We start from the raw sequence: 21,487 nt of genomic DNA, 5'->3' as shown, positions 1-21,487 counted from the left end.
CATCGACATGGCCACCGAGAAGAAACGCGGCAACCGCGAGACGAAGAAGCCGAAGAAGTCGACCGCGAAGGTGATCGCGGCCGCGCCCTCCACCAAGAACCTCGTCTCCGCAGCCGTGAAATCCGCCGGCCGCTGATCGGCCGCAGAGCTTTTCGATCCGCACGCCATGCTGCTTCCCCAGTGGGCGAAGGCGTGTGGGCAGGCTGCTCGATACTGGACCCCAGCGATCTAACGCGTTGTTGTCGCTGAGGGCGTAGATGAGCCTCCGCCTCATCCGGTTCGAGCAGCCGCACGATGATGCGCTCTCCACAGCGCTCAGCCGGTCCAGGCTCGACGCGGCCGGTCAAGCCGTGCGAGCCTTGCCCGGTGTCGATCACCAAGCCCGAACTTTCCGCGTTGCTCGCCAGCGCGCAACGCGTGCCGGAGCGTGAGCGCATCGCGGCGTTCCTACGCGATCCGGCGACGGAGATCATCGACAACCCGTTCTCGGCCACCCGCGCTGCCGCGGCGCGCAACACCTGGGCCGGCCGGGGTTTCGACTTCCGCGTCATGGGTGTCGAGGCCGCGGGCCTGACGGATCTGCTGAGCGCGCTGGCCGAGCTTCCGGCCTCCGAACCGCTTGTCGAGAACATCGCCCGCTCCGGTCCGCATACCGCGTCGATCGTGCTGAGTGGGGACCGCAGCCGCGTCGTCGGCGTGGCCCTTTACGGCAAGCCCGGCACCGCGCTCCCACGCTTCGTCGCGCCCCGCCCCCGCCGCCGCGCCGTTGCCTCGACCCAGCTCGACTTGTTCGCCGATGCGGGGTGAGGCGCCGACGCTCCCGCAGCTTCGCTAAAGGCCGGTTCGCCCGCCCGATCTCCGGGCGTAAGCGTCAACCCGTCGTCTGCGGACGCGGGAGCGGCCCCACGCCCCTGTCCGGCACCGCTTTGCGCGAGGGCCCTGCGCCCGCGAGCGAGAACGGCCGCCGGAACCGGTGAGCGGCGACCAGAACAACCCCCATCAGCGTCCCGGCCAGCACGTCCGGCCCGTAATGTCCGCCCGCGCCGAGCGTGGCGACGATGATCGCGCCGTTGAGGAGAAGGGCCAGCGGCCCGATTACCGGCACCGGGGCGAGCGCCCAGGCGGTGAGGACCGCGAGGCAGGCGTGGAACGAGGGGAAGGTGACGAGGCCGCGGATCTCCGAGAGCGCGATCGTCGACAGCGTTCCGTCACGCAGAGCCTGCAGCGCGTCGAGATGCCAGAGGGCGCCGACCGTTTCGAGATGCCCCTGCGGATAGGCCTGCGGCTCGTAATAGGCGTAGGGCCCGATTGCGGGAAACAAGGCCGAGACCGCGATGGAGGCGAGCAGCGCCAGGCTGAACAGGCGGGCATAGGCCCAGAGGCGCGAGACCCGCGACACCGCGCTTAAAGCGATGACGACGAGCCCGACTTGCGGTCCGCTGGAATGGTAGGCGAGCGCCAGCCACCAGGAGAGATCCGGATGCGCGGCAAGGCTGCCGACCCAGCCGCGCCAATCGAAGCCCATGGCCGTCTCGACCCGCGCGAGAGCAGGATCGGCGAAGGGCATCGCCAGGGTGGCTCCGAGGTAATGCAGCACGGCCGCCGCGGTGGTGAAAGCGGCCAGATAGGCGCTCGACAGGGCCATGGCCCGCAGCTTCGGCTCCGGCTTGACCGCACTGAACAGGAGGGCGAGCCCGAGCAGGACGGTCACCGCACCCAGCACCGCGAACAGGCCGGTCCAGGCGACGCCGATCCCGGCAATCGCGAGCCAGAGGACATCGAGGAGAATCAGGCCGCCGACGAGGGCCCAGAGCCGGGGACCGGGCGCCGCGAGGCCCGCACTCAGCCGTCGGAGACGCGGGCCGGCCGATGGATCGGACGGTGGGTCGGCCCGCGCGTCAGCCTTGCGTGAGCCGGCCCAGCGTTCCTCGTCGAGCAGCATCCGTCGGTCGCTCCTTCCGGCCCGCACCATTCGGCCGCCCCCGGACGAGAAGACGCGGCAGCGCGCGTTTTGTTCGGCAGGTCAGCGACGTCAGGCGGAGGGGAGTGTGGCGCGGGCCTCGGCGCCGGCCTGCCGGTTCACGTTCGCGGCGGGCATGAAGCTCTCGACCCGGTTGCGGCCCTCGTTCTTGGCCGCATAGAGCGCGAAGTCGGCGGCCTTCAACAGGTCGGAGGCCTGGATGCCGAAATCGCGCGTCCGCCCCCGCCCGGCGGTGGTGCCGACGCTCACGGTCACCGGCGTCCCCGCAGGCAGGCCGGGATGGCGGATGGCGAGATCCGTGATGGCCACGCGAATCGCCTCGCCGGCCGACCGCGCGGCGGACGGGTCGGCCTCCGGCAGCAGGGCCACGAACTCCTCGCCGCCGTAGCGTGCGGCCAGACCGCCATGGGCCGCGACGGAGGTCTGCAGCGCCTCCGCCACCGCCACGAGGCACAGGTCCCCCTCCGCGTGCCCGGCGGTGTCGTTCAAGAGCTTGAAGTGATCGAGGTCGATGAGGATGACGCCGAGCCACGTATCCCGTTCGCCGGCGAGGGCCCATGCCGTCTCCAGGCGCTCCGAGAAGTGGCGACGGTTGGATAGGGCCGTGAGCGAGTCGGTTTCGGAGAGCACGGTGAGGCGCGCATTGGCGCGGGCGAGCGCCTCGCCCTGGAGCTTCACCCGTAGGCCGATGAGGAAGGTTTTCCGGGCCTCCCATTCACGGGAGTAGCAAAGCTTCAGCGGCACCAGGATCAGCCCGGAAACCAGCAGGGGCAGGCCGCTGCGCTCCGCGTTGCACAGGCCGAACCCGAGAACGAGGCCGCCATAGAGGGCGAACGAAGCACCGCAGAACCACAGGCAGTGCCGGAACGGCATCGGCGCGATCAGCCCGACCACCAGCGGAACGATGGTGGCGATGATGATGTAGACGTCGGCATGCGGGGCGGGCGCGAGACGGGCGCTGTTGAGGACGACGACGATATCGACGAGCGCGGTGGCGAGGACGGCAGCGGAGATGCGCACCGTCGTCGGCCGTCCCCGCAGGGACACGATCGCCGCCAGCGCGACCGGGCAGAAGACGCCCAGCGTCATCGCCAGGGGCACGACGAACCCCTCGGGACCGAACACCTCCCGGTCCATGACGAGGGAGAGGACATTGAACAGGGTGAAGATGGCGAGCCAGGACTGCACGTAGCGCCCGCTCTGCCGGGCGGTCTCGGCACGGTACTGCGCTTCGAGCGCGTCCGGAAATTTGAGCCGGTACCAGGGGCGGCTCAGACCGGCTTCGATCGGCTGTAGCATCGATGCGCCAAGTCTAGCCTCTGCTGCGCAAGTGTTAGCGTATCGGAATGCGGTTGCTCAATGATTAATGTCAGCGGGGGCGAGAGGAAGCCGGCTTTGTTCTTTCGGCAATGTCATTCTTTCGGCGATGTCGAGACCGGGTCGCCCGCCGCCCCATAGCCGCGCCTGGCCGCGGCCCGGTTGACGATGCCGAAGCGGAGGACCGTCTCCTCCAAGTAATCGACCGCCCTGACGAGATGGCGGCGCGCCCGGTCCCACTCGTCCGCCTCGGCATCGCCGGAGGTCTCGGCGAGGGTGACGGAGGCGATCAGAACACGGTCGCGCTCATCCTCGATCCGCCGGTCGCGCTCGACATGGCCCCGCACATCGGCATCGAAGGCTGCGATGACCGCCCAGGGGAAGTCGTCCTTCCGCCCGCTCGCCGGGAAGCCGGCTGCGAGCCGCCGGGCCTCAGCGGCCGCCCCGCGCACGAGATCTGCCAAGCTCACCGCCACCGTCCGACCCTCTTCGCTCCGGGCCGGCGCGACGCCTCGACCCTGTCTCGCCAACGTCCGCCGCAGCGATCCCGTTCGCAGGCGAGGATACGGGCGACGTCCCGACGCACGGAGTCTCGAGCGCGCCCTCTCCGTGTGCCGGCATCCGGGCGTACGATGAGGCCATCCTCTACGCTTACGCCCGCCGAACGGTTTGGGGGCATCGCCGCTCGGTGGGCGCAAGCGACCGGGAGGCGAACCGACCGGCGCGGCGAAGGATAGGGCTGGCGCGCCAGTCCGACAGGGGCAGCCGGCGTGAGAGTTGGCCGAGCACATTGGAACGGCCGGTCTTGGTTAAGGGCCCCGACGGCGGGCCCTGCGGCGACGGGCGCGACACCGGCATGCCACCGCGGCATGCCGCAGGCCACGAAAAGGGCATAAGCCATGCTTTAGGTTGCCTGACAGACGCGCTCCCCTTTCGAAGCCATTTGGGGCGAGAGGGATCGGGCGGTTTGCTCATCACGTGAACGACAAACACGTGAGCGTTTTCGGCAGAGCAATGGCCGACGCCTCCGCAGGGGATGCCTCTCCGGGTCGAGCGTCGGAAACTCATGGTGTTTCGATGAGACGAACGGGATTTCTCGGTCTGAGCGTCATCGTCCTCGCCGCATTCGGCGCCATCGGCGCCGGCCACGCCAGCGAAAGCGTGAGCGGTCAGCCGCGGATCTTGAGCGGCGATACGCTGGTCGTCGGCGGGCGCGTCGTCGGCCTCTACGGCGTGGCGGCGCCCGGCCTCAAACAGACCTGCCTGAACGCCAAGGGCCACGGCTATGCCTGTGGTGCCCACTCGGCCAAGGCGCTGGCCGCCCACCTCAAGGATGCCACCGTCACCTGCCAGATTCGCGAGACCGACAGCTACGGCCGTGCGCTCTCCGTCTGCCACCGGGACAAGGAGGACCTGAGCGCCTGGATGGCGGAGAAGGGCCTTGCCATGGCCGAGCGCAACCGGCGCGCCGCCTATGTCGGCGCCGAGACGGTGGCCTGGGGCAAGCGCCTCGGCCTGTGGGCGGGCTCGTTCGAGGATCCGACCGAACGGCCACGGACGAGCTACCTCAAGGCCAGCACGGTGGCCGACGCTCAGCCCGAGACGCACTGAAAAGCCCCGATTCGGGCCAAACCCCAAAGCGGACTGGATTTAGCGAGGCGCCAGGACCGATCCAGGCCCGAGCGTGGGCGACAACGGTGTGCATCCGCACGGAACCAGCGGCCGCACAGCCGCCGCACCGCTTGCGACCGGCTCGGTCCGGTGCCACGTAGAAGTCTCCAGGCGCGCGGATGGGGCGGCTGGGGACGTGACCGTGGTGTCGCCCCCCGACACAACCTCCCCGGACTTGTCCGCCGCGCGAAGCTGCGGCCTCAAGCCCGCTGGTTCCGGCGGCCTGCGCCCGGGAGTGATGAGAAGCCATGCGTTGCCCGATCGCCGTCTCCGCCCTCCTGCTATGCGGCCTCGTCCTCTCCGGTCCTGTCCTCGCTCAGGAGGTGGGTGACACCCGCGTCACCCCAACCGGCCGCACCGTCACCGCGACCGGCCAGACCAAGCCGCCGGCCCCGGGCCAGACGCAGGGCGACATCTCGTCGGTCTCGCAGGAGCAGATGCTCAAGGCCCAGCGCGCCGCGCAAGCGCGCGACAAGGCTTGGGACGCGAAGATGAACAAGACGATGGGCTCGATCTGCAAGGGCTGCTGACCGCCCCAGCCCAAACCCCGGCGGACGGCGAACGAAGCCTTTCCGATCCCGCTCCGCCAACACCGGCATCCTGCCGGAAATCCTCCGCGCGACCCTCCCGGCAGCAGCCGGCTCGCGCGAATTCACCCGGCTCCAGGCTTGCACAGCGCCCGTGTCCGTAGTATCGGGCACGCCTTCGCGACAGTCCTTGGGGTGCTCGCATCCCTTCGTACGCGGTGACCGCGCCGGCGTTCCAACGCCGATAGCGCGGTCTCTTACATGAGCCGGGGACTTCAAATCCCCATCAGGCGTCGTCCGCCGGGCAATACCGTCCGTGTGCGGAAACCCGCCTGAAACAAGGAAAGGTCACTCCCGTGATCCAGATGCAGACGAATCTGGACGTCGCCGACAATTCGGGTGCGCGCCGCGTGATGTGCATCAAGGTACTCGGCGGGTCGAAGCGCAAATATGCCGGCGTCGGCGACATCATCGTCGTCTCCGTCAAGGAGGCGATCCCGCGCGGCCGCGTGAAGAAGGGCGACGTCATGAAGGCGGTCGTCGTGCGCACCGCCAAGGACGTGAAGCGCGCCGATGGTTCGGTGATCCGCTTCGACAAGAACGCCGCCGTTCTGATCAACAATCAGAAGGAGCCGGTCGGCACCCGTATCTTCGGACCGGTGCCGCGTGAGCTGCGCGCGCGCAACCACATGAAGATCATCTCGCTCGCTCCTGAGGTGCTGTGATGGCCGCCAAGATCAAGAAGGGCGACACGGTCGTCGTTCTCACCGGTCGCGACGCGGGTCGCTCCGGCGAGGTCATCCAGGTCATGCCGAAGGAGGACAAGGCCTTCGTTCGCGGCGTTAACCTGGTGAAGAAGCACCAGCGCCAGACCCAGAACCAGGAAGGCGGCATCATCTCCAAGGAGGCTGCCATCCAACTGTCCAACATCGCGGTGGCCGACGCCAACGGCAAGCCGACCCGTGTTGGGTTCCGCATCCTCGACGACGGGCGCAAGGTCCGGTTCGCCAAGACCACGGGGGATCAGATCGATGGCTGAGGCCGACAAGAACGCCTACATCCCGCGTCTGCGTAAGCATTACGACGAGGTTGTCCGGCAGAAGCTGATCGAGCAGTTCGGGTACGCGAACCCGATGCAGGTCCCGCAGATCGAGAAGATCGTCATCAACATGGGCGTCGGCGAGTCCACCGCGGACTCGAAGAAGGCCACCGTTGCGGCGGGCGACCTCGCGCTCATCGCCGGCCAGAAGCCGGTCATCACCCGCGCCCGCAAGGCGATCGCGACCTTCAAGGTCCGCGAAGGCATGCCGATCGGCTGCAAGGTGACCCTGCGCAAGGCTCGCATGTACGAGTTCATGGACCGTCTCGTCACGATCGCGCTGCCGCGCGTCCGCGACTTCCGCGGCCTGAACCCGCGTTCCTTCGACGGCCGTGGCAACTACGCCATGGGCCTCAAGGAGCACCTCGTGTTCCCGGAGATCTCCTACGACAAGGCGGAGCAGACCTGGGGCATGGACATCGTCGTCCAGACGAGCGCCACCACGGACGAAGAGGCCAAGGCTCTCCTCGCCCATTTCAAGTTCCCGTTCCGGCAGTAAGCGGCGGCAACGTCGCTTAGACGCGGACACTGGAGAAAGACATGGCTAAGAAAAGCTCAGTCGAGAAGAACAACCACCGCAAGGATCTGGTGAAGCGCTTCGCCGAGAAGCGCAAAGCCCTCCTCGCCATCGCCAACGACGAGTCCCGTGAGATGGAGGAGCGTTTCGAGGCGCGCCTGAAGCTCGCGGAACTGCCGCGCAACTCGTCGGCCACCCGCATCCGCAACCGCTGCGAGATGACCGGCCGTCCGCGGGCCTACTACCGCAAGCTCGGCATCTCACGCGTGGCTCTGCGCGAGCTCGGCAACCGGGGTCTCATCCCCGGCCTCGTGAAGTCCAGCTGGTAAGGGGAGGCATCCATGGTGAACGATCCCGTGGGTGATATGCTCACCCGCATCCGCAACGGTCAAAGCCGTCGCCGCAACGTCGTCCAGACCCCCGGCTCGCGCCTGCGCGCCTCGGTTCTCGACGTGCTGAAGTCCGAGGGCTACATCCGCGACTACGCGGTGCAGGACCTCGGCAACGGCCGCACCGAGTTCCAGATCGAACTCAAGTACTACGACGGTCGCCCGGTCATCCGGGAGATCAAGCGGGTGTCGAAGCCCGGCCGCCGTGTCTACTCGTCGGTTGGCGAGTTGCCGCGCGTCGCCGACGGCCTCGGCGTCACCATCATCTCGACCCCGCAGGGCGTCATGGCCGATCACGTTGCGCGCGAGCGCAACGTCGGCGGTGAAGTGCTCTGCAAGGTGTTCTGATCCGGAGGACAGCGACATGTCTCGCGTAGGCAAGAAGCCCGTCCCCGTCCCGTCTGGCGTCACCGCCACGGTCACGGGTCAGACGGTGAAGATGAAGGGCTCGAAGGGCGAACTCCAGTTCGTCGTCCCGTCCCAGGTAGTCGTTGAGTTCAAGGACGGCGCCGTCTCGGTGCAGCCCAAGGACCAGTCGAAGCAGGCCCGCTCCCTGTGGGGCACCTCGCGCGCCCAGGTGGCGAACCTCGTCGAGGGCGTCTCCAAGGGCTTCGAGAAGAAGCTGGAGATCACGGGCGTCGGCTACCGCGCTGCAATGGCCGGTAAGGCGCTCAAGCTCTCGCTCGGCTACAGCCACGACATCGAATACGAGATCCCGGCCGGCATCACGATCGTGACGCCCAAGCCCACGGAGATCGTGGTGACGGGCATTGATCGGCAGCGCGTCGGTCAGGTCGCGGCGGAGATTCGCGAGTATCGCGGTCCCGAGCCCTATAAGGGCAAGGGCGTGAAATATGCTGGCGAATTCATCTTCCGCAAGGAAGGCAAGAAGAAGTAAGGGGGGCGATCATGTCGAACAAGAACGAAGCCCTCCTGCGTCGCAAGGCGCGGGTCCGTCGGGCCCTCAGAGCTGCCGCCAACGGCCGTCCGCGGTTGTCGGTGTTCCGCTCGTCCAAGCAGATCTACGTCCAGGTCATCGACGACGCCGCGGGCCGCACGCTCGCCGCCGCGTCAAGCCTCGACAAGGATCTCAAGTCCAGCCTCAAGACCGGTGCCGACAAGGCAGCGGCCGAGGCGGTCGGCAAGCTCGTCGCCGAGCGGGCCAAGGCTGCGGGCGTCACCAAGGTCGTCTTCGACCGCTCGGGCTACATCTTCCACGGTCGCGTCAAGGCTCTCGCCGACGCCGCCCGTGAGGGTGGCCTGGACTTCTAAGACGCCGCGTTCCCTCCCCCTCGTGGGGAGGGGACCCATCGAGCGAGCGGGTCGTTCCGATCCGCGTCAGTGAGATAACAGGAATCAGATATGGCACGTGAACGCGAGGGTCGTCGCCGCGACGACCGCGAGGAGCGCGACAGCGAGTTCGTGGACAAGCTCGTCCACATCAACCGCGTCGCCAAGGTGGTGAAGGGTGGCCGTCGCTTCGGCTTCGCGGCGCTCGTCGTCGTCGGCGACCAGAAGGGCCGCGTCGGCTTCGGCCACGGCAAGGCCCGTGAGGTGCCGGAGGCGATCCGCAAGGCAACCGAGGCCGCCAAGCGCGGTCTGATCCGGGTGTCGCTGCGCGAAGGCCGCACCCTGCACCACGACGTCAACGGTCGCCACGGCGCCGGCAAGGTGATTCTCCGCGCTGCTCCGCAGGGCACGGGCATCATCGCCGGCGGCCCGATGCGCGCCGTGTTCGAGACGCTCGGCATGCAGGACGTCGTCGCCAAGTCGCTCGGCTCGTCCAACCCCTACAACCTCGTGCGCGCCACCTTCGACGCGCTCAAGAACGAGGACAGCCCGCGCTCGGTCGCGGCCCGTCGCGGTCTCAAGGTGTCGGCCCTCCAGGCCCGTCGCCGTGACGCCGACCCGGCCGACACCTCCGACGCGGCCGTCGCGTAAGGGAGGGCAGCATGGCAACCAAGACTGTCCGCATCGTGCAGATCGGCTCGCCGATCCGCCGCGAGGCCTCCCAGCGTGCGACGCTGGTCGGCCTCAAGCTGAACAAGCTGCACCGCGTTTCCGAGCTGGAGGACACTCCCTCGGTCCGCGGAATGATCCGCAAGGTCGCGCACCTCGTGCGCGTCCTCGACGACGCCGCGGCGTGAGGAGGGCTCCACCATGAAGCTCAACGAGATCCGCGATAACGAAGGGGCCACCAAGGCCCGCATGCGCGTCGGCCGGGGCATCGGCTCCGGCAAGGGCAAGACCGGTGGTCGCGGCGTGAAGGGTCAGAAGGCCCGGAGCGGCGTGTCCATCAAGGGCTTCGAGGGCGGTCAGATGCCGCTGCATCGTCGCCTGCCCAAGCGCGGCTTCAACAACATCCACGCCCATGACCTGAACGAGGTGAATCTCGGCCGGGTGCAGCAGGCGGTGGATGCCGGCAAGCTCGACGCGAGCGCCGCCGTCACGGTCGAAGCGCTCGTCAAGGCCGGGATCATCTCCCGTGCCCGTGACGGCGTGAAGCTGCTCGGTGTCGGCGAGCTGACCTCGAAGCTCAGCTTCGAAGTGACCCGCGCCTCCAAGTCGGCCATCGAGGCCGTCGAGAAGGCTGGCGGTTCGGTGACCACGACCTTCGCTGCCGGCGTCGCCCATCGCGGCGCGGCGGAAGGCGCGGTTGCGTCGGCCTGACACCACGATTAAGTCGAACGCCGAAGCGGCGGCCCGTGCTCGCACGCGGCCGCCGCTTTCGCTTTCAGGGACCGTTCGAGACGCGTCCCGACGGCAATTCCTGGGATACGAGACATGGCCTCAGCCGCCGAACAGCTTGCCGCAAACCTGAATTTCGGCGCCATCGCCAAGGCCGACGAGCTTAAGAAGCGCATCTGGTTCACCCTGGGCGCGCTCATCGTGTTCCGGCTCGGCACCTACATTCCGATTCCGGGCATCGACCCGGAGCAGTTCGCGCGGAACTTCCAGAATCAGGCCGGCGGCGTGCTCGGCATGTTCAACATGTTCTCCGGCGGTGCCGTCGAGCGCATGGCGGTCTTCGCGCTCAACATCATGCCCTACATCTCGGCCTCGATCATCGTTCAGCTGCTGACCTCGGTCGTTCCGACCCTGGAGGCGCTGAAGAAAGAGGGCGAGTCGGGCCGCAAGGTCATCAACCAGTACACCCGCTACCTCACGGTGGTGCTGGCACTGGTCCAATCCTGGGGTATCGCCTTCGGCCTGCAGGGCTCGAATGCGGTCATCACCCCGGGTCCGTTCTTCATCCTCTCCACCGTCGTGACGCTGACGGGCGGCACGCTGTTCCTGATGTGGATCGGCGAGCAGATCACCTCGCGCGGCATCGGCAACGGCTCCTCGCTCATCATCTTCGCCGGCATCGTCGCCCACCTGCCGGCCTCGATCTTCGGCGCGCTCGAACTCACCCGCACCGGCGCGCTCTCGCCCGCCGTCCTGCTCGGCGCCGGCCTCGCGGCGGTCGCGTTGATCTACTTCATCGTGTTCATGGAGCGCGCCCAGCGCCGTCTCCTGATCAACTACCCCAAGCGCCAGGTCGGCAACCGCATGTACGAGGGCCAGTCCTCGTTCCTGCCGCTCAAGCTCAACACCTCGGGCGTGATCCCGCCGATCTTCGCCTCGTCGCTGCTGCTGCTGCCGACGACGGTGGCGAGCTTCTCGGCTAACCAGGGCTCGACCGGCATCCTCGGCACGCTGACGGCCTATCTCGGCCACGGACGGCCGCTCTACATGGTCGCCTATGCCGGCCTGATCATCTTCTTCACGTTCTTCTACACGGCGATCGTCTTCAATCCGCAGGAGACCGCCGACAACCTGAAGAAGCAGGGCGGCTTCATCCCCGGCATCCGTCCGGGCGAGCGGACCGCGGCCTTCATCGACAAGGTGCTGACGCGTATCACGGTGATCGGTGCGGCCTACCTCACCTTCGTCTGCCTCGTGCCGGAGATCGTCGCCTCCTACACCTCGGCGGCGCTCGGCTTCGGCGGCACCTCGCTGCTGATCGTGGTCTCAGTCACCATGGATACGGTGGCGCAGATCCACGGTCACCTGATGGCGCATCAGTACGAGGGCCTCGTGAAGAAGGCCAAGCTGCGCGGCGCCTCCACGACGCGGCGGCGCTGAGGCGCCCCAAGCTGAGGTGCCCTAAGGGGCATCCTTCGACAAAGGTTTGGTGGACGCGCAGGCCGGAATTGCGCATCACAGCAGTGTGACGACGGCGCGGCCTCAGGAAGGTGGGCGCGCCGCCCATGAAGAACGAGCCCGGCGCTGGGCCTTGAGGACGGGGAGAGGCTATGCGGATCATTCTGCTCGGACCGCCGGGTGCGGGGAAGGGTACGCAGTCCGAGCGTATCGTGGAGCGCTACCGCGTTCCGCAGCTTTCGACCGGCGACATGCTGCGCGCCGCGGTCGCCGCCGAGACGCCGGTTGGACTGGAAGCGAAGGCGATCATGGAGAGCGGCGGCCTCGTGTCCGATGCGATCGTGGTCGGCATCGTCGCCGATCGGATCGAGGAAGCCGACGCCAAGAACGGCTTCATCCTCGACGGCTTCCCCCGCACGGTCGAGCAGGCCAAGGCCCTCGACGCCATGCTGGCGCAGAAGGGCATCGCCCTCGACGCGGTGGTGGAATTCGTCGTTGACGAGACCGCCCTCGTCGGCCGCATCGCCAAGCGCGCCGAGGAAACCGCCGCCCGCGGCCAGCCGGTGCGGAAGGACGACACGCCGGAGGTCTTCAAGACCCGGCTCGACGCCTACCGGAAGCAGACCGCCCCGCTTTCCGACTATTACGCCGGCACCGGTCTGCTGCGGAAGATCGACGGCATGAAGCCGATCGATGTGGTGACCGGGGATGTGACCGCCCTCCTCGACGGCTTCCGCGAGACGGCCTCTTCCTGAAGCGACGCCACGGTGCAGACCTCGAAGCCCGCCTCCGTTTCAACGGGGCGGGCTTTTCCATGCCCCGGCGACGGTCTCACGGTCCGCGGAGCGCATTCGGGTTTGCAAAGCGTTGACAAGTCGTCAGGCCCGCGCTAGGCGGACCCCCTTCGTCCAAGCGGGATGTGGTTCGGGGCGCCTCATGGAGCGCGCTTTCGGGCCGATTTGTCGTTTTGGGCGGCGCGCAGGGGCCGGCCTCCACCGGACGCGCGCTTTCATCCGACGAGGCGCGGCCGATCGGGCCCGCCACATGGAGAGAACATCTTGGCTCGTATCGCCGGCGTCAACATCCCGACCGCCAAGCGCGTCGTCATCGCGCTCCAGTACATCCACGGCATCGGCCCGAAGAAGGCCGAGGAGATCACCGAGAAGGTCGGCATCCCGGCCGAGCGCCGCGTGAACCAGCTCACCGACGCCGAGGTGCTTCAGATCCGCGAAGCCATCGACCGCGACTACATCGTCGAGGGCGATCTGCGCCGCGAAGTCTCGATGAACATCAAGCGCCTGATGGATCTCGGCTGCTACCGCGGCCTGCGTCACCGCAAGCAGCTCCCGGTCCGCGGCCAGCGCACCCACACCAACGCCCGCACCCGCAAGGGCAAGGCGAAGCCGATCGCCGGCAAGAAGAAGTAATTTTTTGGCATTCGGAGGCCGTGCTTCGCTCGGCCTCCTTCGCGTCGCGCCGGGTGTCCCGTTTCGGGGGCCGGCGTGGCGGACCGGTCGTCCAAGGCCGCGCCGCCAAATCCCAAAAGAATCCCGAGCGCCTGGAAGTACGGGCGTGATTGAAGGACGAAAGCGAAAAGATGGCTAAGGAACCGACCCGCGTCCGCCGGCGCGAACGCAAGAACATCGTCTCGGGCGTGGCGCACGTCGCCGCCTCGTTCAACAACACGATGATCACCATCACCGACGCGCAGGGCAACACGATCTCGTGGTCCTCGGCCGGCGCGATGGGCTTCAAGGGCTCGCGCAAGTCGACCCCGTACGCTGCCCAGGTTGCCGCCGAGGACGCGGCCCGCAAGGCCTCGGAGCACGGCATGCGCACCCTTGAGGTCGAAGTCTCCGGTCCCGGTTCGGGCCGTGAGTCCGCGCTTCGTGCGCTCCAGGCCGCGGGCTTCACCGTGACCTCGATCCGCGACGTCACCTCGATCCCGCATAACGGTTGCCGGCCGCGCAAGCGCCGCCGCGTCTGATCGCACGACACCGGAGCATCCCCGAGCGGAGAAGCCCATGGCGGACGGATCGAAGCCCCTACCCGGCGTGCTGCGTTGGAACCTCGGCGACCTCACGGTCACCGCGCTCAACGACGGCTGGTTTCAGGGCTCCCTCGATCTCGTCACGGGCATCCCTCGGGACGAGGCCGGCGCGCTCCAGCGCGCCGGCTTCCGTCCGGAGGCTCCGGTCGTCACGCTCAACGCGTTCCTCGTCACCGGTGCCGGCCGCAAGCCGGTGCTGATCGATTCCGGGTATGGCCATTTCGGCCCCGACACCATGGGCCGGGTGCCCGCCGCCCTCGCACTCGCCGGCGTCGCGCCGGAGGAGATCGAGACGGTGCTTCTGACCCATCTCCATCCCGACCATGCGGGCGGGCTGGTGAAGGAAGATGGCAGCGCGGCCTACCCGAACGCGGAACTCGTCGTGCATGCGGCGGAAGCCGCGCATTGGCTTCCCGATGCGGCTCTGTCGCGGGCGCCGGACGAGGCGAAGCCGTATTTCGAGAACGCCCGCAAGGCGGTGGCGCCCTACGGCGCGCGGCTGCGCAAGCACGAAGGTGGCGAGCTGGTATCCGGCATCACTGCCGTTCCGCTGCCCGGCCACACGCCCGGCCATTGCGGCATGCGGATCGTATCGGGGGACAAGTCCCTGCTGATGTGGACCGACGTGGTGCATATGCCGGCGATCCAGTTCAAGCAGCCGGAGGCGGGTGTCGCCTTCGATGTGGACGGGGATCAGGCGCGGGCGACCCGCAAGCGCGTGCTCGACGAGGTGGCGACGGAGAAGACCCTCATCGCCGGCTCGCATCTCGAGTTCCCGGCGCTGGGATACGTGACCCGCGACGGCGCGGGCTACCGCTTCGTTCCCGCTCTCTGGGTGGCGGGCGAGACGGCTTAGATTTTTTGGGACCGGTCCGGATGCTCCCCGAGCATTCCAGGGCCGGCCGTAGCGCTTTCCGGGACGCCGGCGGCGTGGGTTTGGCAAGAGGTAGGACCGTGGTCATTCAGAAGAACTGGCAAGAGCTCATCAAGCCGAACAAGCTGCAGGTGACGGCCGGCGACGATCCCAAGCGGGTCGCCACCGTCGTGGCCGAGCCGCTCGAGCGCGGCTTCGGCACGACGCTCGGCAACAGCCTGCGCCGCGTGCTGCTCTCCTCGCTTCAGGGCGCTGCCGTCACCTCCGTCCAGATCGACGGCGTGCTGCACGAGTTCTCGTCGATCCCCGGCGTGCGTGAGGACGTGACCGACATCGTCCTCAACATCAAGACCATCGCCATCCGCTCGCAGACGGATCAGCCCAAGCGCATGACCCTGCGCAAGACGGGCCCGGGCCTCGTCACCGCGGGCGACATCGGCGCCGTCGGCGACATCCAGATCCTGAACCCCGACCTCGTGATCTGCACCCTGGACGACGGGGCCGAGATCCGCATGGAGTTCACGGTCGCCACCGGCAAGGGCTACGTCCCGGCCGAGCGGAACCGCCCCGAGGACGCGCCGATCGGCCTGATCCCGGTCGATGCGCTCTACTCGCCGGTGACCAAGGTCAGCTACCGCGTCGAGACCACCCGTGAGGGCCAGGATCTCGACAAGGACAAGCTGACGATGACGCTCGAGACCAACGGCGCCGTGTCGCCGGAGGATGCGCTGGCCTACGCCGCGCGCATCATCCAAGACCAGCTCCAGGTCTTCGTGAACTTCGAGGAGCCGCGCAAGGAAGAGGCCGCGCCGCTGGCGCCGCAGCTCCCCTTCAACCCGGCGCTGCTCAAGAAGGTGGACGAGCTCGAACTGTCGGTCCGTTCGGCGAACTGCCTGAAGAACGACAACATCGTCTATATCGGCGACCTCATCCAGAAGTCGGAGGGCGAGATGCTGCGCACCCCGAACTTCGGCCGCAAGTCGCTCAACGAGATCAAGGAAGTGCTCGCCGGCATGGGCCTGCACCTCGGCATGGACGTTCCCGGCTGGCCGCCGGAGAACATCGAGGATCTCGCCAAGCGCTTCGAAGAGCACTACTGAGGCGAAGCCGCCTCGGGCCGGACTTGGCGGCGCTGCACGGCGTCGTTTGTTTGGTCGCCTCGACCCGGTGCTGAGCCGCTGGGTCGGCGCTCCCTCCCGCCCCAGCCAAGCCGGGGCGGGCACTCCCAAAAAGATCCCGCCGCTGGGTTACGCGGATTGTCTGAAAACAGCCCCCAGGGCACTCGGCCGTACCGTGGCACGGCGGCCGAGACTGAGAAGGACCAGCCACCATGCGTCACGGCTATCGCGGTCGCCGCTTCAATCGCACGACCGAGCATCGTAAGGCGATGTTCGCCAACATGTCCGCCGCGCTGATCAAGCACGAGCAGATCGTCACCACCCTGCCGAAGGCCAAGGATCTGCGTCCGGTCATCGAGAAGCTGATCTCGCTCGGCCGTACCGACAGCATCCACGCCCGCCGCCTCGCCATGGCCCAGATCCGCGATGCGGACATGGTCAAGAAGCTCTTCTCGGTACTCGGCCCGCGCTACCAGTCGCGTCCGGGTGGCTACTGCCGCATCATGAAGGCCGGCTTCCGCTACGGCGACAACGCTCCGATGGCCGTTATTGAGTTCGTGGATCGCGACGTCGACGCCCGCGGTAAGGATTCCGGCCCGACTTCGGTCGAGACGGCCGAAGCCGCCTGAGGTCGGCTCCCCCGCTTTGCGGGGGAACGCATGACATGATGATCGATGCGAAAGGCGGCCCGACGGCCGCCTTTTTGCGTGTTCGGCCGGGAGCGGTAAAAAAGCGAGTGTTCGAACCGGCGGTGGAGAAGCCGCCGGGGAGCCGACACTGGGACAATTGGGCATGTGCCTTGCTGTATTGCATCCGCTATCGTCGGGTGCGCGGCAGGGTTGAGGATCATCGGCAAGCCGGCGCCCGTTCCCCGGTGCGGCAGGCCGGAAGGCGTTGTCGAACGGCAGGATGTGAACCGTGAATGCTCCCAACGAGAGCGCAGAGGTACTGAGGGATCCGCTGCTGCTGGACAACCAGCTCTGCTACGCGCTCTACGCCGCGGCCCACCGGATGACGAAATCCTATCGGCCGATGCTGGAACGGATGGGGCTGACCTACCCGCAATATCTCGTGCTTCTCGTGCTCTGGGAGAACGACGGTGTCACCGTGTCCGAGATCGGCCGGCGCCTTCGTCTCGATTCCGGCACGCTCACGCCGGTGCTGAAGCGGCTGGAGACGAGCGGATTGCTGAATCGCAATCGTCGTCAGTCCGATGAGCGCGAGGTCGAGATCGCGCTGACCGATCAAGGCTGGGCGCTCCGCTCGGAGGCAATCGCCGTACGCCAGTCCGTCATGTGTCAGCTCAACATGTCGGAGCCGGAGATTCAGGCGATGCGGGCCGACCTGAATGCCCTCATCGAAAACCTTTCGACGGCGGGCTGACCGAGCGGGCGCGCCTCGGTTCGAGGCCATTTTGCCGGATAAATTTCGGTTGAGTAGCGGCCTAAGATTCCGTTAGTGACCCCCTGTCGCTCATCGTCCGGATGCGACGGCAGCCTCGATCGCAGCGACGTGCCTTCCCGTCATCATTCTTTCAAGGAAGTTTGGCCTTGTCTGTGCCCGCTCGGGACAGGCCCGGCGGCAAGCGCTAAGCGCGAACCGCGCCGGCCGCAGGGCGTTTCAGCAGCATGACGGCCGGCCCGATCGATAGCAGCCGCGAAGCGCGGCCCCAGGTCGGCGTGTTGCCGATGCGCCGGACACCGGAGGGTGGCACGGAGGTTCTGCTCGTCACCTCGCGGGAGACGCGCCGCTGGGTCATCCCGAAGGGCTGGCCGATGAAGGGGCGCAAGCCGTTCGAGGCGGCGGCCCAGGAGGCCTATGAGGAGGCCGGTGTCGTCGGCCGCGTCGGCAAGCAACCGATCGGCTTCTATCTCTACGAGAAGCGCCTGAAGAACCGCGACGCGGTTCTCTGCCAAGTGAAGGTGTTTCCGCTCGAGGTGCGCAAGCAGCTCAAGAAGTTTCCCGAACGCGGCCAGCGCGATGCCCGCTGGTTCACGCCCTCGGAGGCCGCCGACATGGTGATCGAGGCCGGTCTCGCCGGCCTGATCCGCGCCGCCGGAAACCGCGATCCGAAGCGGAAGGGCTGAGCGGCGGGCCTGCGCCCACCCTCGGTGCCGTGTCGGGGCGCCTACGGGCGCTTGTAGCGGGCGGCGAGTGGTTTCCGCAGCCACGCCAGCCTGAGTGAGCAAGCGCCTCTGACGCCCCGTCCAGCCATCGCAGGAAGGCCGCGGCCGATGCCGGTCATACCATGCCCATTCTCTGGTCGCTGACTGGCTCCAGCGGCCGATCGCAGATCTAGAGATCGTCACAGCAGCCGTCGAAGGGCGGCGCCTGCTTGCCGGCACGCTCGGGCGCGCCGGACGCCAGGCCGACGATGCGGCGACCGATGCGGTTGCGGCTTCCGACGGCCTCGCCGAGGACGGACTCGACCGTCGCGACCGTGATCCGGTTGCCCGTCCCCGCGGCGATCGTGGCTTGGGCGAGACGACGGACCATCTCCTTGATGAACGCGGCGCTCGCTCCCTCCGATCGGGTGACGACGGCATCGATCGCCCCCTCCTTGAAATCGATGGCGTCTCCGTAGAGGCTGACAAGCCGGGTACGGCAGGCCGCGTCCGGGTTTGCGATCTCGATCGCCTCGTCCACGCGGCCAGGGCGCGAGGCGAGCGCCTCCTCGATCTCCTCCGGCCGGTTGGTGGTGAGGATGAACAGCACGTCGGCGTCGTCGTGCAGGCCGTCCATCTCGTTCAGCAGACGGTTGAGGAGCACCTCCGTCTTCGGACTGTTCATGCCCTCGCGGGAGCGGCCGACCAGATCGACATCCTCCAGCACGACGATGCTGGGCTGGAGGGTGCGTGCGAGCAGCATGTAGCGATCTAGGTAGACAACCTCCTCTGCCGTGATGAGCACCGTCGTGCGCTCGGGTAGGTTCGAGGCGATGTACCGGATGACATGGGTCTTACCGGTGCCGGGCGGCCCGTACAGCAGAAGTCCCTTACGCGTCGATTGCCCGAGCCGCTTCAGCGCGTCGCGATGCCGGTCGAACTCGAAGACGTGCCGGTCGAGCCGAGCCATCGTCGCGGTTTCGAGGATCACGGCCTCGCGCGGGATGAAGGGAAGCTTGTGCACCTGCATGGCCGCCTTCATGCCGGAATAGTCCGATCCGAATTCGAAGGAGAGAACTTTGCCGCGATAGAGCGTCGAGTTCGCACCGGCCGACTGAACGGCGGCGAGGAAGCCGCGCGCGAAGCCCAGCGAAGCTGGATCCGGCAGCGTCGCGATTTCGACCTGGGCGAAGGTTCCTTCACCGTACTTTGTATAATGCGAGAGCAGGACTGCGACGGGGCGCTGCTCGACATGGAAGAGCCACAAGCCGTTGTTGAGAGCGGCGAAAGGCTCCGCCTCGCCGACATCCATGTCCTGATACTGCAGCGGCGTGACGGAGATCGTGTACTGACCCTGACGGACCAGCAGACTGGAAATCGTCAGCGGCAGTTGGTCGTAGATTTGGTGCACACCCAGCAGCACAGAGGCGACCGAGCCGATCTCAGCCACAACGGTCGCCTGAAGGTCAGGCAGCAGATGGGCGTCGAACTGCCGGCGAGAACTTGTGATGCCGTTGACCTGCTCGGCTCCGAAATGCGCGACGAGCGCTTCCCAGGCTTGGTCGAAGTTGCGGGACATCCCTACGCTCCTTCAGGGGCCGCCGCACCTTCGCAGGGCCCTTCAAAGAGCGTGTCGATCGAGCGGCGAAAAACAGCACCCGAGCAGGTGACAAAACCAATCGCTCCGAGCTTTGGCCGAAGCGATCGCACTGTTCGGCAGATCACAACGCGAACTATGCCCTGCTCTTGAGAGCACGGTAGTCTCTCGGCAGCCCCCTACGCCACACGCGTCCGGCCGACCGTTGCGGCAGGGTCGACAGATTCGCGCTTCAGCCTCACCAGGAACGACGGAGCTACCCGAGGATGGCGACGTGACCGTCGTGACCGAGTAAGCACGCCGCGGGCATGCAGGGCGGGTTCCCGCGGACGAACGAAAACGGGCGCGGAGCTCTCGCTCCACGCCCGCACCGTTACTGTTATGGGTAAGGCTTTTAAGCCGCCGTGCCGGCCGCTTCGGCCGCCGCAGCCTGGTCCTCGACCAGCTTCCAGGTCTTGGTCTTGGAGTAGGGACGGGACTCCTCGATGAAAACCGTCTGGCCGATCTTGGCCGCATTGGCCTCGTCGTGCGCATGGTAGTTCTTCGAACGGCGAACCGTCTTCTTCATCACCGGGTGGGTGAAGCGACGCTCCACCTTCACGACGATGGTCTTATCGGTCTTGTCGCTGACGACGACGCCTTGAAGGACGCGCTTGGGCATGTGGAATCTCCTCAGGCCTTGGCCGCGTCCAGCGTCTTCTGACGCTGCAGCGTGCGGACACGGGCGATGTCGCGGCGGACCTCACGGACCCGGGCGACGTTCTCAAGTTGGCCCGTCGCGCCCTGGAAGCGCAGGTTGAACTGCTCCTTCTTCAGGCTGATGAGCTCGTCGGAAAGCTGATCCGCCGACAGAGCGCGCAGATCAGACAGTCTCTGGTCGGACTTCATGATCTCTTCCTATCAATCAGCGATGCGCTGGATGACGCGGGTGCGCACCGGCAGCTTCGCGGCTCCGAGGCGCAGGGCCTCGCGGGCGATGTCCTCGGCAACGCCATCCACCTCGAACATGATGCGGCCGGGATGGACCCGGGCCGCCCAATATTCCGGCGCACCCTTACCGGAGCCCATGCGGACTTCGGTGGGCTTGGCGGTGACGGGCAGATCCGGGAACACCCGGATCCACACCCGGCCCTGACGCTTCATCTCGCGGGTGATCGCGCGGCGGGCCGCCTCGATCTGCCGCGCGGTGATGCGCTCGGGCTCCAGGCACTTGAGGCCGAACTGGCCGAAGTTCAGCTCGAAGCCGCCCTTGGCCGCGCCACTGATGCGACCCTTGAACTGCTTACGAAATTTGGTCTTCTTGGGTTGCAGCATGGCAGCCTCTCAAGATTTCTGCTTGATCGAGCGTCAGGCGTGCGACGGCTCGCGGCGGCCGCGGCCACCCCGGTCGTCACCGTCACGCTCGCGGCGCCCGCCGGAACGGCCACCCTCTTCCTGGGCCTTCTTATCCTGCGCCATCGGGTCGTGCTCGAGGATCTCGCCCTTGAACACCCACACCTTGATGCCGCACGTCCCGTAGGTCGTGAAGGCAGTGGCGGTGCCGTAATCGACGTCCGCACGAAGCGTATGCAGGGGCACGCGGCCCTCGCGGTACCACTCGGTGCGGGCGATCTCCGCGCCGCCGAGACGGCCGGCGCAGTTGATGCGGATGCCCTCAGCGCCGAGACGCATGGCCGACTGCACGGCGCGCTTCATGGCACGACGGAAGGCGACACGGCGCTCGAGCTGCTGTGCGATCGACTCGGCCACCAGGGTGGCATCGATCTCGGGCTTACGCACCTCGACGATGTTGATGGTCACGTCGGCCTTGGTCATCGTGCCGACGAGCTTGCGCAGCTTCTCGATGTCCGCGCCCTTCTTGCCGATCACCACGCCCGGACGACCCGAGTGGATGGTGACGCGGCACTTCCGGTGCGGGCGCTCGATGACGATCTTCGAGACGGCGGCCTGCTTGAGCTGCTTCATGAGGGCGGCGCGGATGGCCACGTCCTCGTGCATCAGCTTGGCATACTCGCCCTTCTCGGCGAACCAGCGGGAATCCCAGGTCCGGTTGATGCCGAGACGCAGGCCGATCGGATTGATCTTCTGACCCATCG

The 21,487-nt window shown here is 67.2% G+C and carries 31 protein-coding genes; 23 read left to right on the top strand and 8 right to left on the bottom strand.

The window, feature by feature from the left end; all coding sequences use genetic code 11:
* Nucleotides 1-7: 7 nt before the first annotated feature.
* The gene (locus MSPGM_RS11115) at nt 8-136 is read left to right on the top strand and encodes a hypothetical protein (protein ID WP_003597156.1); all 129 of its coding nucleotides are present in this window, start codon (nt 8-10) and stop codon (nt 134-136) included.
* 230 nt (nt 137-366) lie between these two features.
* A complete protein-coding gene (locus tag MSPGM_RS11110; RefSeq protein ID WP_003597153.1) occupies nt 367-807 on the top strand; it encodes a hypothetical protein in 441 nt (146 codons plus the stop codon).
* 64 nt (nt 808-871) lie between these two features.
* Here MSPGM_RS11110 and MSPGM_RS11105 read toward each other — a convergent pair whose 3' ends face one another.
* The 3 genes from MSPGM_RS11105 to MSPGM_RS11095 all read right to left on the bottom strand — a co-directional run bounded on the left by MSPGM_RS11105 (nt 872) and on the right by MSPGM_RS11095 (nt 3,774).
* Nucleotides 872-1,942: a phosphatase PAP2 family protein gene (locus tag MSPGM_RS11105; RefSeq protein ID WP_003597151.1), complete on the bottom strand. Its 1,071-nt coding sequence runs from the start codon at nt 1,940-1,942 to the stop codon at nt 872-874.
* A 90-nt stretch (nt 1,943-2,032) separates the two neighbouring features.
* Complete coding sequence (locus MSPGM_RS11100) at nt 2,033-3,280, bottom strand: diguanylate cyclase (protein WP_003597149.1); 1,248 nt, start codon at nt 3,278-3,280, stop codon at nt 2,033-2,035.
* Between the two features lie 113 nt (nt 3,281-3,393).
* A complete protein-coding gene (locus MSPGM_RS11095; RefSeq protein WP_003597147.1) occupies nt 3,394-3,774 on the bottom strand; it encodes a hypothetical protein in 381 nt (126 codons plus the stop codon).
* Between the two features lie 601 nt (nt 3,775-4,375).
* Between MSPGM_RS11095 and MSPGM_RS11090 the strand changes: the two genes are divergently transcribed.
* The 21 genes from MSPGM_RS11090 (at nt 4,376) to MSPGM_RS10990 (ending at nt 17,776) form a co-directional block, all read left to right on the top strand.
* A complete protein-coding gene (locus MSPGM_RS11090) occupies nt 4,376-4,909 on the top strand; it encodes a thermonuclease family protein (RefSeq protein ID WP_003597146.1) in 534 nt (177 codons plus the stop codon).
* Nucleotides 4,910-5,217: 308 nt separating this feature from the next.
* On the top strand, nt 5,218-5,499 hold the full coding sequence (locus MSPGM_RS11085; RefSeq protein ID WP_003597145.1) for a hypothetical protein: 282 nt from the start codon (nt 5,218-5,220) through the stop codon (nt 5,497-5,499).
* 353 nt (nt 5,500-5,852) lie between these two features.
* Entirely contained in the window at nt 5,853-6,221 is a 369-nt protein-coding gene (rplN, locus tag MSPGM_RS11080; RefSeq protein ID WP_012253654.1) for a 50S ribosomal protein L14, read from the top strand.
* Nucleotides 6,221-6,535, top strand: coding sequence for a 50S ribosomal protein L24 (gene rplX, locus MSPGM_RS11075; RefSeq protein WP_003597143.1), 315 nt, complete (start codon nt 6,221-6,223; stop codon nt 6,533-6,535). Before rplN ends, rplX begins: the two co-directional genes overlap by 1 nt.
* Nucleotides 6,528-7,094, top strand: coding sequence for a 50S ribosomal protein L5 (gene rplE / locus MSPGM_RS11070; protein WP_003597142.1), 567 nt, complete (start codon nt 6,528-6,530; stop codon nt 7,092-7,094). Before rplX ends, rplE begins: the two co-directional genes overlap by 8 nt.
* Nucleotides 7,095-7,135: 41 nt before the next feature.
* A complete protein-coding gene (rpsN, locus tag MSPGM_RS11065; RefSeq protein ID WP_003597141.1) occupies nt 7,136-7,441 on the top strand; it encodes a 30S ribosomal protein S14 in 306 nt (101 codons plus the stop codon).
* Nucleotides 7,442-7,453: 12 nt separating this feature from the next.
* On the top strand, nt 7,454-7,849 hold the full coding sequence (gene rpsH / locus MSPGM_RS11060; RefSeq protein WP_003597138.1) for a 30S ribosomal protein S8: 396 nt from the start codon (nt 7,454-7,456) through the stop codon (nt 7,847-7,849).
* Between the two features lie 16 nt (nt 7,850-7,865).
* Complete coding sequence (rplF, locus tag MSPGM_RS11055) at nt 7,866-8,399, top strand: 50S ribosomal protein L6 (protein ID WP_003597135.1); 534 nt, start codon at nt 7,866-7,868, stop codon at nt 8,397-8,399.
* Between the two features lie 11 nt (nt 8,400-8,410).
* Nucleotides 8,411-8,773, top strand: a complete 363-nt coding sequence (gene rplR / locus MSPGM_RS11050; protein ID WP_003597133.1) for a 50S ribosomal protein L18 — start codon at nt 8,411-8,413, stop codon at nt 8,771-8,773.
* A 90-nt stretch (nt 8,774-8,863) separates the two neighbouring features.
* A complete protein-coding gene (rpsE, locus tag MSPGM_RS11045) occupies nt 8,864-9,442 on the top strand; it encodes a 30S ribosomal protein S5 (protein ID WP_003597131.1) in 579 nt (192 codons plus the stop codon).
* Between the two features lie 11 nt (nt 9,443-9,453).
* Nucleotides 9,454-9,648, top strand: a complete 195-nt coding sequence (gene rpmD, locus MSPGM_RS11040) for a 50S ribosomal protein L30 (RefSeq protein WP_003597128.1) — start codon at nt 9,454-9,456, stop codon at nt 9,646-9,648.
* A 13-nt stretch (nt 9,649-9,661) separates the two neighbouring features.
* On the top strand, nt 9,662-10,171 hold the full coding sequence (rplO, locus tag MSPGM_RS11035; RefSeq protein WP_003597126.1) for a 50S ribosomal protein L15: 510 nt from the start codon (nt 9,662-9,664) through the stop codon (nt 10,169-10,171).
* A 114-nt stretch (nt 10,172-10,285) separates the two neighbouring features.
* Nucleotides 10,286-11,629: a preprotein translocase subunit SecY gene (gene secY, locus MSPGM_RS11030; protein WP_003597124.1), complete on the top strand. Its 1,344-nt coding sequence runs from the start codon at nt 10,286-10,288 to the stop codon at nt 11,627-11,629.
* 170 nt (nt 11,630-11,799) lie between these two features.
* Complete coding sequence (locus MSPGM_RS11025; protein ID WP_003597122.1) at nt 11,800-12,402, top strand: adenylate kinase; 603 nt, start codon at nt 11,800-11,802, stop codon at nt 12,400-12,402.
* A gap of 303 nt (nt 12,403-12,705) precedes the next feature.
* Nucleotides 12,706-13,074, top strand: a complete 369-nt coding sequence (gene rpsM, locus MSPGM_RS11020; RefSeq protein ID WP_003597120.1) for a 30S ribosomal protein S13 — start codon at nt 12,706-12,708, stop codon at nt 13,072-13,074.
* Nucleotides 13,075-13,244: 170 nt separating this feature from the next.
* Nucleotides 13,245-13,634, top strand: a complete 390-nt coding sequence (rpsK, locus tag MSPGM_RS11015) for a 30S ribosomal protein S11 (protein WP_003597118.1) — start codon at nt 13,245-13,247, stop codon at nt 13,632-13,634.
* 37 nt (nt 13,635-13,671) lie between these two features.
* Nucleotides 13,672-14,553: an MBL fold metallo-hydrolase gene (locus MSPGM_RS11010; protein WP_003597116.1), complete on the top strand. Its 882-nt coding sequence runs from the start codon at nt 13,672-13,674 to the stop codon at nt 14,551-14,553.
* A 98-nt stretch (nt 14,554-14,651) separates the two neighbouring features.
* A complete protein-coding gene (locus MSPGM_RS11005) occupies nt 14,652-15,671 on the top strand; it encodes a DNA-directed RNA polymerase subunit alpha (RefSeq protein ID WP_003597114.1) in 1,020 nt (339 codons plus the stop codon).
* A 230-nt stretch (nt 15,672-15,901) separates the two neighbouring features.
* A complete protein-coding gene (gene rplQ, locus MSPGM_RS11000; RefSeq protein WP_003597112.1) occupies nt 15,902-16,318 on the top strand; it encodes a 50S ribosomal protein L17 in 417 nt (138 codons plus the stop codon).
* A gap of 289 nt (nt 16,319-16,607) precedes the next feature.
* Nucleotides 16,608-17,072 (top strand): MarR family winged helix-turn-helix transcriptional regulator, encoded by a 465-nt coding sequence (locus MSPGM_RS10995; protein WP_003597111.1) that lies wholly within the window; start codon nt 16,608-16,610, stop codon nt 17,070-17,072.
* 245 nt (nt 17,073-17,317) lie between these two features.
* Nucleotides 17,318-17,776 (top strand): NUDIX hydrolase, encoded by a 459-nt coding sequence (locus tag MSPGM_RS10990; RefSeq protein ID WP_003597110.1) that lies wholly within the window; start codon nt 17,318-17,320, stop codon nt 17,774-17,776.
* Between the two features lie 208 nt (nt 17,777-17,984).
* On the opposite strand, the gene MSPGM_RS10985 is transcribed toward MSPGM_RS10990, so the two are convergent.
* From MSPGM_RS10985 to rpsC, 5 genes are all read right to left on the bottom strand, one after another.
* A complete protein-coding gene (locus MSPGM_RS10985) occupies nt 17,985-19,373 on the bottom strand; it encodes an AAA family ATPase (protein WP_261926374.1) in 1,389 nt (462 codons plus the stop codon).
* A gap of 412 nt (nt 19,374-19,785) precedes the next feature.
* Nucleotides 19,786-20,052, bottom strand: coding sequence for a 30S ribosomal protein S17 (gene rpsQ / locus MSPGM_RS10980; protein WP_003597108.1), 267 nt, complete (start codon nt 20,050-20,052; stop codon nt 19,786-19,788).
* Nucleotides 20,053-20,063: 11 nt separating this feature from the next.
* Complete coding sequence (gene rpmC / locus MSPGM_RS10975) at nt 20,064-20,279, bottom strand: 50S ribosomal protein L29 (protein ID WP_003597107.1); 216 nt, start codon at nt 20,277-20,279, stop codon at nt 20,064-20,066.
* A gap of 12 nt (nt 20,280-20,291) precedes the next feature.
* Nucleotides 20,292-20,705, bottom strand: coding sequence for a 50S ribosomal protein L16 (rplP, locus tag MSPGM_RS10970; protein ID WP_003597105.1), 414 nt, complete (start codon nt 20,703-20,705; stop codon nt 20,292-20,294).
* 33 nt (nt 20,706-20,738) lie between these two features.
* Nucleotides 20,739-21,485, bottom strand: coding sequence for a 30S ribosomal protein S3 (gene rpsC, locus MSPGM_RS10965; RefSeq protein WP_003597102.1), 747 nt, complete (start codon nt 21,483-21,485; stop codon nt 20,739-20,741).
* Nucleotides 21,486-21,487: the final 2 nt, after the last annotated feature.

The sequence above is a fragment of the Methylorubrum sp. GM97 genome, assembly GCF_024347855.1.
Classification (GTDB): domain Bacteria; phylum Pseudomonadota; class Alphaproteobacteria; order Rhizobiales; family Beijerinckiaceae; genus Methylobacterium; species Methylobacterium extorquens.
The sequence above is the reverse complement of the archived record's forward strand: the minus strand, read 5'-3'. Positions and strand labels throughout refer to the sequence as shown.

What these genes read in the sequence shown, in the direction of transcription:
- MSPGM_RS11105 (WP_003597151.1), bottom strand. Translation starts at nt 1,942, where the DNA reads ATGCTGCTCGACGAGGAACGCTGGGCCGGCTCACGCAAGGCTGACGCG.
- rplX (WP_003597143.1), top strand. Translation starts at nt 6,221, where the DNA reads ATGGCCGCCAAGATCAAGAAGGGCGACACGGTCGTCGTTCTCACCGGT.
- rplO (WP_003597126.1), top strand. Translation starts at nt 9,662, where the DNA reads ATGAAGCTCAACGAGATCCGCGATAACGAAGGGGCCACCAAGGCCCGC.
- rpsE (WP_003597131.1), top strand. Translation starts at nt 8,864, where the DNA reads ATGGCACGTGAACGCGAGGGTCGTCGCCGCGACGACCGCGAGGAGCGC.
- rpsC (WP_003597102.1), bottom strand. Translation starts at nt 21,485, where the DNA reads ATGGGTCAGAAGATCAATCCGATCGGCCTGCGTCTCGGCATCAACCGG.
- MSPGM_RS10990 (WP_003597110.1), top strand. Translation starts at nt 17,318, where the DNA reads ATGACGGCCGGCCCGATCGATAGCAGCCGCGAAGCGCGGCCCCAGGTC.
- MSPGM_RS11100 (WP_003597149.1), bottom strand. Translation starts at nt 3,280, where the DNA reads ATGCTACAGCCGATCGAAGCCGGTCTGAGCCGCCCCTGGTACCGGCTC.
- MSPGM_RS11025 (WP_003597122.1), top strand. Translation starts at nt 11,800, where the DNA reads ATGCGGATCATTCTGCTCGGACCGCCGGGTGCGGGGAAGGGTACGCAG.
- rpsQ (WP_003597108.1), bottom strand. Translation starts at nt 20,052, where the DNA reads ATGCCCAAGCGCGTCCTTCAAGGCGTCGTCGTCAGCGACAAGACCGAT.
- MSPGM_RS11085 (WP_003597145.1), top strand. Translation starts at nt 5,218, where the DNA reads ATGCGTTGCCCGATCGCCGTCTCCGCCCTCCTGCTATGCGGCCTCGTC.
- MSPGM_RS10985 (WP_261926374.1), bottom strand. Translation starts at nt 19,373, where the DNA reads ATGTCCCGCAACTTCGACCAAGCCTGGGAAGCGCTCGTCGCGCATTTC.
- rpmC (WP_003597107.1), bottom strand. Translation starts at nt 20,279, where the DNA reads ATGAAGTCCGACCAGAGACTGTCTGATCTGCGCGCTCTGTCGGCGGAT.
- rpsN (WP_003597141.1), top strand. Translation starts at nt 7,136, where the DNA reads ATGGCTAAGAAAAGCTCAGTCGAGAAGAACAACCACCGCAAGGATCTG.
- rplR (WP_003597133.1), top strand. Translation starts at nt 8,411, where the DNA reads ATGTCGAACAAGAACGAAGCCCTCCTGCGTCGCAAGGCGCGGGTCCGT.
- rpsK (WP_003597118.1), top strand. Translation starts at nt 13,245, where the DNA reads ATGGCTAAGGAACCGACCCGCGTCCGCCGGCGCGAACGCAAGAACATC.
- rplE (WP_003597142.1), top strand. Translation starts at nt 6,528, where the DNA reads ATGGCTGAGGCCGACAAGAACGCCTACATCCCGCGTCTGCGTAAGCAT.
- rplF (WP_003597135.1), top strand. Translation starts at nt 7,866, where the DNA reads ATGTCTCGCGTAGGCAAGAAGCCCGTCCCCGTCCCGTCTGGCGTCACC.
- secY (WP_003597124.1), top strand. Translation starts at nt 10,286, where the DNA reads ATGGCCTCAGCCGCCGAACAGCTTGCCGCAAACCTGAATTTCGGCGCC.
- rpmD (WP_003597128.1), top strand. Translation starts at nt 9,454, where the DNA reads ATGGCAACCAAGACTGTCCGCATCGTGCAGATCGGCTCGCCGATCCGC.
- rplQ (WP_003597112.1), top strand. Translation starts at nt 15,902, where the DNA reads ATGCGTCACGGCTATCGCGGTCGCCGCTTCAATCGCACGACCGAGCAT.
- MSPGM_RS11115 (WP_003597156.1), top strand. Translation starts at nt 8, where the DNA reads ATGGCCACCGAGAAGAAACGCGGCAACCGCGAGACGAAGAAGCCGAAG.
- MSPGM_RS11090 (WP_003597146.1), top strand. Translation starts at nt 4,376, where the DNA reads ATGAGACGAACGGGATTTCTCGGTCTGAGCGTCATCGTCCTCGCCGCA.
- MSPGM_RS11010 (WP_003597116.1), top strand. Translation starts at nt 13,672, where the DNA reads ATGGCGGACGGATCGAAGCCCCTACCCGGCGTGCTGCGTTGGAACCTC.
- rplP (WP_003597105.1), bottom strand. Translation starts at nt 20,705, where the DNA reads ATGCTGCAACCCAAGAAGACCAAATTTCGTAAGCAGTTCAAGGGTCGC.
- rpsH (WP_003597138.1), top strand. Translation starts at nt 7,454, where the DNA reads ATGGTGAACGATCCCGTGGGTGATATGCTCACCCGCATCCGCAACGGT.